Origin of the sequence: Actinomadura sp. 9N407, from assembly GCF_044326315.1 — a bacterium.
Classification (GTDB): domain Bacteria; phylum Actinomycetota; class Actinomycetes; order Streptosporangiales; family Streptosporangiaceae; genus Spirillospora.
The window spans coordinates 1-13,166 of record NZ_JBIRAW010000060.1 but is presented as its reverse complement, the minus strand read 5'-3'; the positions used below and the strand labels follow the sequence as shown (position 1 = coordinate 13,166).

The window sequence follows — 13,166 nt, the reverse complement described above, 5'->3', positions numbered from 1 at the left end:
CCGGTCCTCAGGGCGGTACGGCCACGATCGACATCTCCCGGACCTCCGTCAGCGATCCGCCCGATCAGCATCGGGGCCTGGGCGTTCCTGTCCGAGGCCGGCCTGGTTGCGGTCTCCGGCGCGGCGGCCGAGGCGGGCGAGGTTGCGGGACGTGCCGGGGGCGAACCGGCTGAGGGCGCGGACGGCTCGGGCCTCGGCCGTGATCGGAACGACCGGACGGTCCTGCCGTACGGCGCGCAGGATGGCCAGCGCGACGCGTTCGGGCGGGAACGCGCGCCGCTGGAAGAACTGGGCGGAACGTTCGCGCAGCTCATCGGCCATACCGGCGTCCATGCCCACGAACCGCGTATGCCACATGATCGAGGTGTTGACGACCCCGGGACAGATCGCCGACACGCCGATGCCGTGCGGCTCCAGTTCCACCCGCAGGCACTCGCTGAGCTGGAGCACCGCCGCCTTGGTCGCGGCGTACGCGGCCAGGCCGGCCGCCGGGGTGTACGCCGCCATGGAGGAGAGGTTGACCAGGTGGCCGCCCTCGCCCCGTTCGGCCATCTGCTTCCCGAACAGCCGGCAGCCCCGGTAGACGCCGTCCAGGTTGATCGAACGGATCCGCGCCCAGTCCTCCTCGGAGGTGTCCAGGAGCGTCCCGGCGACACCGATCCCGGCGTTGTTGACCACGACGTCCGGCACGCCGTAGGTGTCGCGCACGTAGGCGGCGAACCGTTCCATCGCGTCGGCGTCGCCCACGTCCACCTGGTAGACGTACGCCTCGGCGCCATGGCCGCCGATCTCGTCCACGGTGTGCTTGGCCGCGGCCTCGTCGATGTCTGCGGCCACCACTCGCGCCCCTGCGGCAGCGAAGGCGTAGGCGGTGGCCTGGCCGATTCCGCTGCCCGCCCCCGTGACGACGACCAGACGGCCGCCGAAGTCCTTGCCGGGCTGCGCCGCCGCGCGCGCTTGGGCCAGCGCCGACGACTCCTCGGGAGGCCCGCCCTGCTCGATGTGATCCACGAATTCGGCGACCCACCGTGCCACCAGGTCGGGACGGCTACGGGCCACCCAATGCCCGGCGGGCGCGCGCCGTACATAAAGGTGCGTGGCCTTACCCCGCGCGGACAGCAGCAGCCCTTCGGAGGCGTACCGGTCCTTGGTCGGGACGATGAGCTGTACGGGCACGTCCGTGGTGGCCGCGCCTGTGCCCGTGCTTGAGCGCCTGCCCATGTTGGCGCGGTAGAGGCCCAGGCCGTTGAGCGCGTCCTGGTGCATGGTGGGCGCGGGGTGGCCTGGACGTGGCTCCACGCCTTCGAGCAGGCTCATCCCACGCTCGAACGTCCACGGCAGTACGCGCGCGGCCAGCTCGCCCACACCCGGAGCCATGAAGACCGGCATGTAGACACTGCGCCGTGCCTGCCCCGCCACCTCGGCCAGGCCGCGCGAGCCCGAGCGTGCGGTACGGCGCGTCCACTCGGCGACGTGCGGGCGCGCCGGACCGGAGATCGACGTGAACGAGGCGATGCGCCCGGCCAGCCGATCGCCGATCACGGCCTCCCAGCCCTGGACCGACCCCCAGTCATGCCCGACGAGGTGGACGGGATCGGGCCCGCCCACCTCGTCCAGCACGGCTTCGAGATCGCCGACCAGCGCTTCGAGTCCGTAGTCGAGCGGGTCGTCCGGGGCCGTGGAGGCACCGGCCCCGCGCACGTCGTACGCGATCACGCGGAAGCGGGCGGCGAGCCGTTCGGCCACCTCGTCCCACATCGCGCTCGTGTCGGGATAGCCGTGGATCAGGACCACGGTCGGACGGTTCCGCGCTTCTCGCTCCCGTACGGCCAGCTCGACCGCGTCGGAAACCCTCACCCGCTGCTCTCGCATTGCGCCCACCCGCTCGTTCGTCCCCGTGACGTCAGGCGTCACCTGCTGCGAACGTACGCCGCCGGGCGCGCCCGTCCAAGAGCGTTCAGGCGGCAGAGCGTTCAGGCGGCAGAGCGTTCAGGCGGCAGAGCGCACCGGCTGCCGCAGGATCGTGCGCAGCTTCTCCGGGTCGGTCTCGCGGACGTCGGAGAGGTAGACCTCGTGGTGCAGCCCGTTCGGCACGAGGCCTTCGGCGTCCATCAGCGCCTCCATCCGCGCGAGGCTGCGCGGCTCCTCGCTGTACGGGCCCTCGTGGAGCACCTGGACGCAGCGTCCCTCCGTGAACGTGACGAGCTGGGCGCGCGAGACCGCCGGGCTCTGGGGACGCGCCATCTCACGCGCCTGGTCCACCCAGGACGCCTCCGCCCCGTCCGGCAGGCGCAGGAAGAGGTGCCAGTGCCACTCCTCGCGCGGTACCTCGAACGGCGAGCCCTCGTCCTCGACCCACCAGCGGCCTTCCAGCAGCGGCATCGGGAAGCCCTGGCCCGCCGGTCCGGCGATGCCCAGCAGTGCGCCCGCGACCCCGTACAGGGCCTGGACGGCGGTGCCGTACTCGGTGCCACCCGGCTGGCCCTGGCCCGCCACGGACAGGCCGCGGACCGTCCCGAACTCGACGACCTCCGGCTCCGTCGCGGCCTCGTACCAGGTGTCGGTCCCCAAGTTGTGGCTACCCGTGTCGTCGATCACTGCGCGTCCTCCAGTTGGATCATCAGTTGGGTCACCAGCCGTTCCGGCGGTGTGCTGCGAGGGTCGGAGAGGTAGACCTCGCGGAGGGCGTTTCCCGGCGGATGGCCGTGGTCGCCGCACCAGGCGAGCAGGGCGTGCGCGGTCAGCGCGATCTCGTTGTACGGGCCGACGTGCGTGGCGACGGCGAACGTGCCGCCGGGCAGCACCTCGTCCCCCGCCCCGGCGCCCGCGGCGACGCCGATCGTGAACTCGTCGGTGAGGTCCAGCGGGAAGAGCCCGACGAGCGGGCCGTCCAGCGGGGCACCGTCCAGGAGCCCGAGGACCCGGGCCACGCAGCGCGAGGTCACCGCACTGATCGTCGCCTCCGTCGCGGCGTCCCGTACGACCAGGACCTGGCGCGCGGGTTCCGCCGAGACCGACACCGGCACGCTCGGCAGGCCGTCCGCGAGCAGCCGGTCGAGGGCGGCGAGGGCGCGGCGGCGCCGTTCCAGATCCGCCTCCATCCGGTCGCGGACCTCGCCGAGCGCCTCGGACGGGTCGTGCCCGGACAGCACCCGCCCGATCGCGGGAAGCGGCACGTCGAGCGAGCGCAGCAGCCCGATCGACAGTGCGTCGCGTGCCTGGTCCGGCCGGTAGTAGCGGTAGCCGGAGTCAGGATCGACGCGAGCCGGGGCCAGCAGCCCCAGCTCGTCGTAGTGCCGCAGCTGCTTGACGCTCAGGCGGCACAGCCGCGCGAACCTCCCGATCGGGAGAAGAGTCTCGCTCACACCCCAAGCTTGGCGTCTCCCTCAGTGGGAGAGTCCAGCCGGACGCTCTACAGAACGGCCCCGTGGCTAGGACGGTGCGGCGGTGAGGCCGCCGGTGCAGGAGCGCAGGCCCTTCCAGCGCTTCAGCTCGGCCGCGCCCGCCGCGCCCTTGAGCAGGTGCGGCAGGCCGCCGGAGATCCGGGCCGGCTTCCACTTGTCCGCGGTGACCTTGCCGTCCTGGACGCGCAGGAGCAGCACGCCGGAGTTCGCGGTCTGGCCGTTGGCGGAGTAGAAGACGAAGTTGCCGAGGCCGTAGTGGACGTACGCGTCGCCCATGTAGCCGCCACCCTGCGGGATGTGCGCGTGCCCGCCGACGATCACATCGGCGCCCGCCTCCTTCAGCCGCTGGGCCAGCCGGCGCTGGACCGCCGTCGCGCACGGCTCCAGCTCCGCGCCCCAGTGCAGGTGGACGATCACCACGTCGGAGCCCTTGGCCGCGTCCCGTACGGCCTGGACCATCCGCGCCTCGTTCTTCGCCGAGGCCAGCCCGCCCTGGGCGTCGGTCGCGGTCCAGGGCTGGATCAGATGGTCGTCGAGGACCTGCGTGGCGCCGACGATCGCGAGCTTGTTGCCCTTCACCGTGACCCGGTGGGCCTTGTACGCCTCGTCCGCGTTCCTGCCGATGCCCACGGTCGGGAACCCGGTCTTCTTGATCGCCTTGAGCGAGTCGCGCAGCCCGGACTGCATGAAGTCCATGCCGTGGTTGTTGGCCATGGACGTGACGTCCACCCCCGCGGCCTTCAGCGCGGCCAGCGCCGACGGCGGGGCCTTGAACGCGTACTCCTTGCCCGGCGCCTGCGTACCGCCGGTGGTGATCGCGGTCTCCAGGTTGACCATCGAGTAGTCGGCGGCGCGCAGCGTACGGGCGATCGGGCCGAGCGCGGTCGAGGGGCTGGCCAGCCGGGACCGCAGCATCCCCTCGAAGTGCACGTCGCCGCCGAACGCGAGCAGGATCGGCTCCTTGGCCGGGGCCGCCGGGGACGAGGGCGGCGTCCCGGCGGGCTTGGTCGCGCCGGTGGCGCCCTTGGCCTCGGGCGTTCCCGAACTCCCACCGCACGCGCTCAGCGCCAGCGCGACCGCACCGCCCAGGGCCGCCAGTACGACCGTGTTCCTGCGCATCCCGAGTTCCCCTCGTCGTCTCGTGCGGGACAGCATGCCACGAGGAAGCGGCCGCGCCCCGTACCCAGGCCCGGCATCACCGAGAGTGAACGGGCCGGATCCACGTGAAACATCGCGGGAGCCGTCAGGCCGGGGTCGGGCGGACGTCGGCGCAGCTGCGGAGGGCTTCCCAGCTCGCGCGGGCCTGCTGGGCGGCGGCACCGCTGAGCGGTTGCGGCAGGCCATTCCCGATCACAGCGGGTGCCCAGTCGGCCTTGGAGACCCGCGTCCCCTTGCTCCCGGGATCGAACGTCAGGGTGAGCACACCGCTCTGCGCCGTACGGCCACTGGAGTTGTAGAAGGCGAAGTTGCCAAGCCCGTAGTGGACGTACTTGCCCTTGAGATAGCCGCCGGCCTGGAGCACGTGCGCGTGGCTGCCGACGATGGCGTCCGCTCCGGCGTCGGCGAGCTGTGCGGCGAGTTGCCGCTGTACGGGGGTGGCGCAGGAGTTCAGCTCCTGGCCCCAGTGCAGATTGACGATGACGACGTCGGCACTCTTGCGAGCCGCCTGTACGGCCTGGACGAGCCGGGGCGCGTCCTTGGCGGAGGCCATCCCGGCCTTGGCGTCGGTCGCCGTCCAGGCCTGGATCAGGTTGTCGTCGAGGACCTGGGTGGCGCCGATGACGGCGACCTTGGCGCCCTTCACCGTGACCGTGTGGGGCTTGTACGCCTCGGCCGCGTTCCGTCCGATGCCCACGACCGGCATCCCGGCCTGGCGTCCGGCCGCCAGGGAATCGTTGAGGCCGGTCTCGCCGAAGTCCATGCCGTGGTTGTTGGCCATCGTGGTCACGTCCACCCCGGCCGACTTGAGCGCGCGGAAAGCGGTCGGCGGCGCGCGGAAGGCGAACTGCTTGGGCGCCTGGGTCCCGGCCGTCGTGACGGCCGTCTCCAGGTTGACCATGGCCAGGTCGGCGGCCTTGAGCTGCGCGGCGACGGGCCCCAGCGCGGTGTCAGGCGAGGCGTCCAGGCGGGCCCGCAGCATGCCCTCGAAGTGGACGTCGCCACCGAACGCGACGGTGAAGGGGCTCTTGGGCTTGGCGGTCTCTCCGGTCCCGCTGGACCCGTCCAGGAGCGTGACGGCCACTCCGGCGGACAGCAGCGCCATCCCGGTGACCACCGCCAGCCCGGCCGCCATGGCGACGGATCGCCCCTTCCGACGTCGTTCGCTCACCGCGGGCCTCCGTGCTGGTCGACATGGGCTGGTCGTCATGGGCTGATCAAGATGGGCCGGTCGTCATGGGCTGGTCGTCAAGTGCACCGTTGGATGCCGCCGGACCGGCTGAAGTTCACGGCAAACCACCAGATAGCGGGCCCAACACCCGCCATGGACGGACCTCAGCGCATCCTGGCTAAACTTGGGTCGTTCGTTAACTTGAATGATTCGTGTTTAGGAAGGTAGGTTGGCGACATGACCGCACCCGGAGCCCCGACCATCGCCGCGGAACTGCGCGGCGCCGGCCTGCGGGTGACGGCGGCCCGGGTCGCCCTCCTGGAGACCGTCCGGCACGGCGACCACCTCGGCGCCGAGGCGATCGCCGGCGGGGTACGCGAGCGCGTCGGGCACATCTCCGTGCAGGCCGTCTACGACGCCCTGCACGCGCTCACCGCGGCAGGCCTCGTCCGGCGGATCGAGCCGGCCGGCGGCCCCGCCAAGTTCGAGGGCCGGGTCGGCGACAACCATCACCACCTGGTCTGCCGGAGCTGCGGAAACGTCACCGACGTCGACTGCGTCGTGGGATACAGCCCCTGCCTGGAGCCGGTCGATGTCGCCGGCTACCTCGTCGACGAGGCCGACGTCACCTTCTGGGGCCTGTGCCCGGACTGCCGCCTGGAACGTTCCAGCGAGCGGGCCGACGGCGCGGTGCCCGCCCGGAGCCGGCCCACCCCGGGCCGGCCCACCTCGAGCCCGACCACACCGAGTTGAACCACCCAGCGGATCCGCATCACCCACGGAGCAAGGAGGAACCGCGCCCATGAGCGTCAGGCCCACCACCACGACGGACGCCGGTATCGCCGCCCCCAGCGACGACCACTCGCAGAGCGTCGGCCCGAACGGCCCCCTGCTGCTGCAGGACCACTACCTCATCCAGAAGATGGCGCACTTCAACCGCGAGCGCGTCCCCGAGCGGGTCGTGCACGCCAAGGGCGGCGGCGCGTTCGGCACCCTGGAGATCACCGAGGACGTCAGCCAGTTCACCCGGGCCGGGCTGTTCCAGAAGGGCGCCCGTACCGAGTCCCTGGTGCGGTTCAGCTCCGTGGCGGGCGAGCTCGGCAGCGCGGACGCCGGCCGCGACCCGCGCGGCTTCTCGATGAAGTTCTACACCGACGAGGGCAACTACGACCTCGTCGGCAACAACACGCCGGTCTTCTTCATCCGCGACCCGCAGAAGTTCTCCGACTTCATCCACTCGCAGAAGCGCCGCGCCGACAACCACCTGCGCGACAACAACATGCAGTGGGACTTCTGGACGCTCACGCCCGAGTCGGCCCACCAGGTCTCGCTGCTGATGACCGACCGCGGCACGCCGGCCTCCTGGCGGCACATGAACGGGTACGGCTCGCACACGTTCCTCTGGTACAACGCCGCCGGTGAGAAGTTCTGGGTCAAGTACCACTTCAAGAGCGACCAGGGCATCAAGAACTTCACCGCCGCCGAGGCCGACGCCCAGGACCCCGACGTCCACATCCGCGACCTCTACACCGCCATCCAGCGGGGCGACCACCCGTCCTGGACGGTCCAGGTCCAGGTCATGCCGTTCGAGGACGCCGCGGACTACCGGTTCAACCCGTTCGACCTGACCAAGGTCTGGCCGCACGCCGACTACGAGCCGATCACCATCGGCACGTGGACCCTCAACCGCAACCCCGAGAACTACTTCGCCCAGATCGAGCAGGCCGCGTTCGAGCCGGCCAACCTCGTTCCCGGCATCGGCGCCTCCCCGGACAAGATGCTGCAGGGCCGGCTGTTCTCCTACCCCGACGCCCACCGCTACCGCATCGGCGCCAACTACCTGCACCTGCCGGTCAACGCGCCGAAGAACCCCGTGCACTCGTACAACTTCGACGGCGCGATGGCCTACCGCAACCCGACCGACCCGGTCTACTCGCCCAACAGCGTGAACGGCCCGGCCGCCGACCCCGAGCTGTGGAAGGGCGACTCGTACGACGTCGCGGGCGAGATCGTCCGCAGCGCGTACGCCCTGCACAGCGAGGACGACGACTTCGGCCAGGCCCGCACCCTGTGGGAGAAGGTCCTGTCGGACACCGACCGCGACAACATGGTGGGCAACATCCTCGGGCACGCCACCGCCCCCGAGGTCAGCCCCGAGATGAAGCCCCGCGTCGTCGAGTATTGGCGCAACGTCCAGAAGGACCTCGGCGACCGCGTCGCCCAGGGCCTCGGCGTCAACGGCTCCTGACCCCTCCCGCGAAGGCCCCGGTCCAGTGACGGACCGGGGCCTTCCCCTGTGGATACGTCCCGCTGTTGGGGATTCGGCCAACATCACAGGCCGGCGGCCATGTCAAGAACCACCGCCATGGTCGGAGCCTGGCGCGCTCATGGGTGAGGCGTCATGATTAGTACGGTCCCGGTCACAAGGAGTCTTGATGGGCAGCCGTACGGCATTCCGCACTTGTCCCCTCTGTGAAGCCCTGTGCGGGCTGGAGCTGACACTGGACGACTCGGGCACGGTCACCCGTGTTCGCGGCGACCGGGACGACCCGTTCAGCAAGGGGTTCATCTGCCCCAAGGGCGCCACGCTCGGCAAGCTCGACAGCGACCCCGACCGGTTGCAGGCACCGCTCCTGGACGGCGCCGAGACCAGCTGGGACGAGGCGTTCGCGACCGTCGGCCGCAGGATCGCGGAGATCATCGAGCGGTACGGCAAGGACGCCGTCGCGGTCTACATCGGCAACCCGACCGCGCACTCGGTGGCCGGACCGCTGTACGGCGGCGCGCTCATCAAGGCGCTCGGCACCCGCAACATCTACACGGCGAGCACCGCCGACCAGATGCCCAAGCATGTGAGCTGCGGCTACATGTTCGGTGACCCGCTGGCGATCCCGGTCCCCGATCTCGACCGGACCTCGCACCTGCTCATGCTGGGCGCGAACCCGCTGGAGTCCAACGGCAGCCTGTGCTCGGCCCCCGACTTCCCCGGCCGGCTCAAGGCCATCGCCAAGCGCGGCGGCAAGGTCACCGTCGTCGATCCGCGCCGGACCCGTACCGCCGACCTCGCCGACGAGCACGTCTTCATCCGGCCGGGCACCGACGCGTACCTGCTGATGGCGCTCGTCCACACGCTGTTCGCCGAGGACCTCGCCCGGCCCGTCCGGCGGCCGGTGCACGGGCTGGACGATCTGCGCGCCCTCGTCGTCGACTTCTCCCCCGAACGCGTCGCGCCCGTCACCGGCATCGACGCCGCGACGATCCGCCGGATGGCGCGCGAGCTGGCCGCCGCCGAGACCGCGGCCGTCTACGGCCGCATCGGGACCTGCACCCAGGCGTTCGGGACGCTCAACAGCTGGCTCGTGGACGTGCTCAACGTGCTGACCGGCAACCTCGACCGCGAGGGCGGCGCGATGTTCCCGCGCCCGGCGCACACGCCCGTCTACCGCAAGAAGCGGCCGTTCACCACCGGGCGCTGGCGCAGCCGCGTCCGCGACCTGCCCGAGGTGAACGGCGAGCTTCCGGTCGCCACCCTCGCCGACGAGATCGAGACGCCCGGCGAGGGCCGGATCAGGGCGCTGATCACGATCGGCGGCAACCCCGCCCTGTCGGCCCCGGGCTCCGAGCGGATCGACAAGGCGCTCGCGGGCCTGGAGTTCATGGTCAGCGTCGACCCGTACCTCAACGAGACGACCCGGCACGCGAACGTCGTGCTGCCGCCGCCGCGCCCCGTACAGACCCCGCACTACGACGTGTCACTGCTGGGCCTGGCCGTCCGCGACTACGTGCGCTACTCGCCGCCCGCCGTCGCCCTGCCGCCGGGCCGTCCGTCCGAGTCGCAGATCCTGGCGCGACTGGCCGTGCTGGCCTCCGGCCTGGACGGCGACCCCGCCGCACTGGACGAGATGATCATCGGCTCCACGCTGGCGAAGGCCGTCACCGTGGCCGGATCCCCGGTGCAGGGCCGCGAGCCCGACGAGCTGCGCAAGATGCTCGACGGCGAGATCTCACTGACCGAGCAGCGGCTCGACATGATGCTCCGCCTCGGCCCGTACGGCGACGGCTTCGGCGCCGACCCGGCCGGCCTCACGCTGGCCCGGCTGCGTACCGAGCACCCGCACGGCCTCGACCTCGGCGCCCTCCGCCCCCGGCTGGACGAGGTGCTCTGCACGGCCTCCGGCCGGATCGAGCTGTGCCCGCCCGCGTTCGCCGCCGACGCCGACCGGCTGCGCGCCGCCCTCGACGGCGACCGCGATCCCGCCGGGATGCTGCTGATCGGCCGCCGCCACCTGCGGTCCAACAACAGCTGGCTGCACAACGTCCCCGAACTCGTCCGCGGCTCCAACACCTGCACGCTCCAGCTCAACCCCGCCGACGCCGAACGCCTCGGCGTCGCCGCGGGCGACACCGTCCGCGTGGCGTCCCGTACGGGCACCCTGGAGGCCGTCGCCGAGCCGACCGACACCGTCATGGCAGGGGTGGTGAGCCTCCCGCACGGCTGGGGCCACGACCGCCCCGGCACCCGGACGGAAGTCGCCCGCCAGAACGCCGGCGTCAACGTCAACGCCGTCACCGACGAGCACGAGATCGACCCGCTGTCCGGCAACGCCGTCTTCAACGGCGTCCCGGTCACCGTCGAGCCCGTCGGTTGACCACGGGCGCTAGCGTGCCTTGGCCGGGTCCCCGGACGGCCGGTGAGCGTCGGTCCCCGCGCTAAAGGGCCTCAGCCACCGCGCGAGCGCGTTACCTGTCCGGTGAAGCGACGCCGAAGGCGAGTCTCACCGGACAGATCGCGAAGCGATGCCGCGCTCGCACAAGAACCGGTCAGGTGCGAGCCGCCAGGCGAGTACCTGAGCCGGGGCTTTGGAACACAGCCGGTTTAGGGTAGGTACGCGTAGGTAGGTATCCATCACTGTGGGTGGCCGGTCCGTCCGGCGGGCCCGGCGGACGTTCGCCTGGGTGGTCAACTGGAGAACACGGCGGCTAATGTCGCAAGGGCGTCCTATTACGGCCGTCCTGATCGACTACCGGACGCGCACCCGAGGAGGGACATGAACCGAAGGGCGAGCAGGATCTTCCGGCGTAGTCCCCGGATTCAGGCCGGCGCGCATCCGGTGGATCTGGCCGACAACCTGGAGCACGCCCACGGCCTGGACCGCGTCATCCGGACGGTCTCGGTGGCCGTGCAGAAGACGCTGCGGCCGGGCCCGGTCAAGGACGCGCTGCACGGCGTGCCCGTCGGCCATCCCGCGCATCCGCCGCTGACGGACGTGCCGATGGGGTGCTGGATCTCGGCCGGTGTGCTGGACCTGATGCCCGGGACCCAGCGGGCGTCGCAGGCCCTGGTCGCGGCGGGGCTCGCCGCCGCCGTCCCGACCGCGCTGACGGGCCTGGCCGACTGGGCGTCCCTGCATCGCCAGCAGCAGCGCGTCGGTCTGGTGCACGCGATGAGCACGAGCACCGCGACCCTGCTCTACTCCGCCTCGTTCGTGGCCCGCACGCGCGGCCGCGACGGTACGGGGCGCGCCCTCGGCTTCGCGGGCCTCACCGCGCTCATGGCCGGCGGCTACCTCGGCGGCCATCTGGCGTTCCGGCAGGCCGCCGGCGCCAGCCACGCCGACCAGGTCGCGCATCTGGTGCCGCTCGGCTGGCACGACCTGTGCTCGGAGTCCGAGCTGCCCGAAGGCTGGCCGGTCCAGCGCCGGCTGGGCTACATCAGCCTGTTCGTGCTGCGGGACGGCGAGGAGATCCACGTCCTGACGGACCGGTGCAGCCATCTGGCCGGGCCGCTGCACCAGGGCCGGATCGTGGGGGACTCCGACGAGCTCTGCGTGGTCTGCCCCTGGCACGGCAGCACGTTCCGGGTCGCCGACGGCGCGGTCGTGCACGGCCCCGCCACCAGCCGGCAGCCCTCGTTCGAGAGCCGGGTCCTGGAGAACGGGACCGTCCAGGTCCGCCCGATCGGCTGACCGGCGAAATAACAAAACGCGAGATGCCATCTCGCTTGACGAGATCGGTTCGGCTGTCCTACGGTTGCGGAAGATCCTCCACAGCCGGGAGTCCGCCATGATCCGAGCAGCCTCGAAGGGCCTTGGACCTGCGGCGCGCGGCTATCGAGAGCCGCTGCGGGTGCATCCCCCGCGCACCGGTCTGCGTCCCGGCACCGCCGTGGGAAACCCGCAGACCCCCTTCTGAACCGGACGCCCGCAGCCCGTACGTTCACCCGGCCGCGGCGTCCCGTCTGCGGCCGCCTCCCCCTTTTGCGAGGCAGCATGACCACCACCGTCGACCTGTCCCCGATCTCCGGCCCGTCCGCCTGGCGCGGCGACGAGCTGGCAGGCTCCACCGACTGGATCTACCTCCTGTCCGATGCCGAGCGCGCCGACCTGGAGGCCGCCGGGCGCCGCTTCGTCGCCGACGACCCCGACCTGCGTACCGTCACCGCCGCCGACTACCCGCTGGACGCCTGTGCCGGGCTGATCGACGAGTGCGCCGGCCAGATGGACGCGGGCCGCGGCTTCATCCTGGTCCGGGGCCTGCGTACCGAGGAGTACGGCGACGCCGTCGCGGCCGCCGTCTTCTACGTGATGGGCCTGCACCTGGGCACGCCGATGTCGCAGAACCAGCAGGGCGACGTGCTCGACCACGTCATCGCCACGTCCGACAAGACGCTCGATGACCCGACCGCGCTGCCGTCCCGCGTCCGCGACCGGCTGCCGTTCCACTCCGACAGCTCCGACGTCGTCGCCCTGATGTGCCTGCGCGGCGCGCGGGCGGGCGGTTCCAGCAGCCTGGTCAGCGGCACCACGATCTTCAACGAGGTCGCGCGCCGCCGGCCCGACCTGGCGCACCTGCTGTTCGAGCCGTGGCACTGGGACTGGCGCAAGCAGGACCCCGACTCGCCCGCCAACACCTACACGTCCCCGATCTGCTCGTACGTGGACGGCATCTTCAGTACGTACGCGGGCAGCTCGATGATCTTCTCGGCCCAGGACTACCCCGAGGTCCCCCGCCTCACCGAGGCCCAGATCGAGGTCCTGAACCTGTTCGACGAGATCACCCAGGAACCGGGCCTCGCCCTGGACATGGACTTCCAGCCCGGCGACGTCCAGTGGCTGCTCAACTACGCCGCCCTGCACTCCCGTACCGGGTACGTCGACCACCCCGAGCCCGAGCGCCGCCGGCACCTGCTGCGGCTCTGGCTCCGGCGCGACGTGGGCCGTCCGCTCGTCCCGGACTTCGGCAAGAACGTGGTCAAGGCGCGCGGCGACCAGAAGGAGGAGCCGAGGCCCGGCGGCCGTTTCCACATCGCCGACGCCGCGGTCCCCAACTACGACTGGGGCCTCTAGCCCCGGTTCACGTCGCGCTCCGGCTTCGTTGACTCGTGGCGGGTTGGCCGTCCCGGGGGTCTGGGAATGCGGACACGCCACCAGTCA

Annotated in this window: 10 protein-coding genes; 5 read left to right on the top strand and 5 right to left on the bottom strand. The window is 71.5% G+C overall.

What is annotated here, in order from left to right; genetic code table 11:
- Positions 1 to 48 precede the first annotated feature (48 nt).
- The 5 genes from ACH34Q_RS46290 to ACH34Q_RS46270 form a co-directional block, all read right to left on the bottom strand.
- Positions 49 to 1,914, bottom strand: coding sequence for an SDR family oxidoreductase (locus tag ACH34Q_RS46290; protein WP_395989641.1), 1,866 nt, complete (start codon positions 1,912 to 1,914; stop codon positions 49 to 51).
- A gap of 75 nt (positions 1,915 to 1,989) precedes the next feature.
- Positions 1,990 to 2,598, bottom strand: coding sequence for a GyrI-like domain-containing protein (locus tag ACH34Q_RS46285; protein ID WP_395989640.1), 609 nt, complete (start codon positions 2,596 to 2,598; stop codon positions 1,990 to 1,992).
- Positions 2,595 to 3,365, bottom strand: coding sequence for a MerR family transcriptional regulator (locus ACH34Q_RS46280; RefSeq protein WP_395989639.1), 771 nt, complete (start codon positions 3,363 to 3,365; stop codon positions 2,595 to 2,597). The genes ACH34Q_RS46285 and ACH34Q_RS46280 overlap by 4 nt, the downstream gene beginning before the upstream one ends.
- Positions 3,366 to 3,431: 66 nt before the next feature.
- Positions 3,432 to 4,523 (bottom strand): CapA family protein, encoded by a 1,092-nt coding sequence (locus tag ACH34Q_RS46275; protein ID WP_395989638.1) that lies wholly within the window; start codon positions 4,521 to 4,523, stop codon positions 3,432 to 3,434.
- A gap of 124 nt (positions 4,524 to 4,647) precedes the next feature.
- Entirely contained in the window at positions 4,648 to 5,697 is a 1,050-nt protein-coding gene (locus tag ACH34Q_RS46270; protein WP_395989654.1) for a CapA family protein, read from the bottom strand.
- Positions 5,698 to 5,970: 273 nt separating this feature from the next.
- On the opposite strand from ACH34Q_RS46270, the gene ACH34Q_RS46265 reads away from it, so the two are divergent.
- From ACH34Q_RS46265 to ACH34Q_RS46245, 5 genes are all read left to right on the top strand, one after another.
- Positions 5,971 to 6,486, top strand: coding sequence for a Fur family transcriptional regulator (locus ACH34Q_RS46265; protein ID WP_395989637.1), 516 nt, complete (start codon positions 5,971 to 5,973; stop codon positions 6,484 to 6,486).
- A gap of 49 nt (positions 6,487 to 6,535) precedes the next feature.
- Complete coding sequence (locus ACH34Q_RS46260; protein ID WP_395989636.1) at positions 6,536 to 7,981, top strand: catalase; 1,446 nt, start codon at positions 6,536 to 6,538, stop codon at positions 7,979 to 7,981.
- A 187-nt stretch (positions 7,982 to 8,168) separates the two neighbouring features.
- Entirely contained in the window at positions 8,169 to 10,382 is a 2,214-nt protein-coding gene (locus tag ACH34Q_RS46255; RefSeq protein WP_395989635.1) for a molybdopterin oxidoreductase family protein, read from the top strand.
- Positions 10,383 to 10,781: 399 nt separating this feature from the next.
- Entirely contained in the window at positions 10,782 to 11,699 is a 918-nt protein-coding gene (locus tag ACH34Q_RS46250; RefSeq protein ID WP_395989634.1) for a Rieske 2Fe-2S domain-containing protein, read from the top strand.
- A gap of 303 nt (positions 11,700 to 12,002) precedes the next feature.
- A complete protein-coding gene (locus tag ACH34Q_RS46245; RefSeq protein ID WP_395989633.1) occupies positions 12,003 to 13,079 on the top strand; it encodes a TauD/TfdA family dioxygenase in 1,077 nt (358 codons plus the stop codon).
- Positions 13,080 to 13,166 lie beyond the last annotated feature (87 nt).

Coding starts and splice junctions, on each gene's coding strand:
- ACH34Q_RS46275 (WP_395989638.1), bottom strand. CDS start 4,523: ATGCGCAGGAACACGGTCGTACTGGCGGCCCTGGGCGGTGCGGTCGCG.
- ACH34Q_RS46270 (WP_395989654.1), bottom strand. CDS start 5,697: ATGGCGGCCGGGCTGGCGGTGGTCACCGGGATGGCGCTGCTGTCCGCC.
- ACH34Q_RS46265 (WP_395989637.1), top strand. CDS start 5,971: ATGACCGCACCCGGAGCCCCGACCATCGCCGCGGAACTGCGCGGCGCC.
- ACH34Q_RS46260 (WP_395989636.1), top strand. CDS start 6,536: ATGAGCGTCAGGCCCACCACCACGACGGACGCCGGTATCGCCGCCCCC.
- ACH34Q_RS46255 (WP_395989635.1), top strand. CDS start 8,169: ATGGGCAGCCGTACGGCATTCCGCACTTGTCCCCTCTGTGAAGCCCTG.
- ACH34Q_RS46250 (WP_395989634.1), top strand. CDS start 10,782: ATGAACCGAAGGGCGAGCAGGATCTTCCGGCGTAGTCCCCGGATTCAG.
- ACH34Q_RS46245 (WP_395989633.1), top strand. CDS start 12,003: ATGACCACCACCGTCGACCTGTCCCCGATCTCCGGCCCGTCCGCCTGG.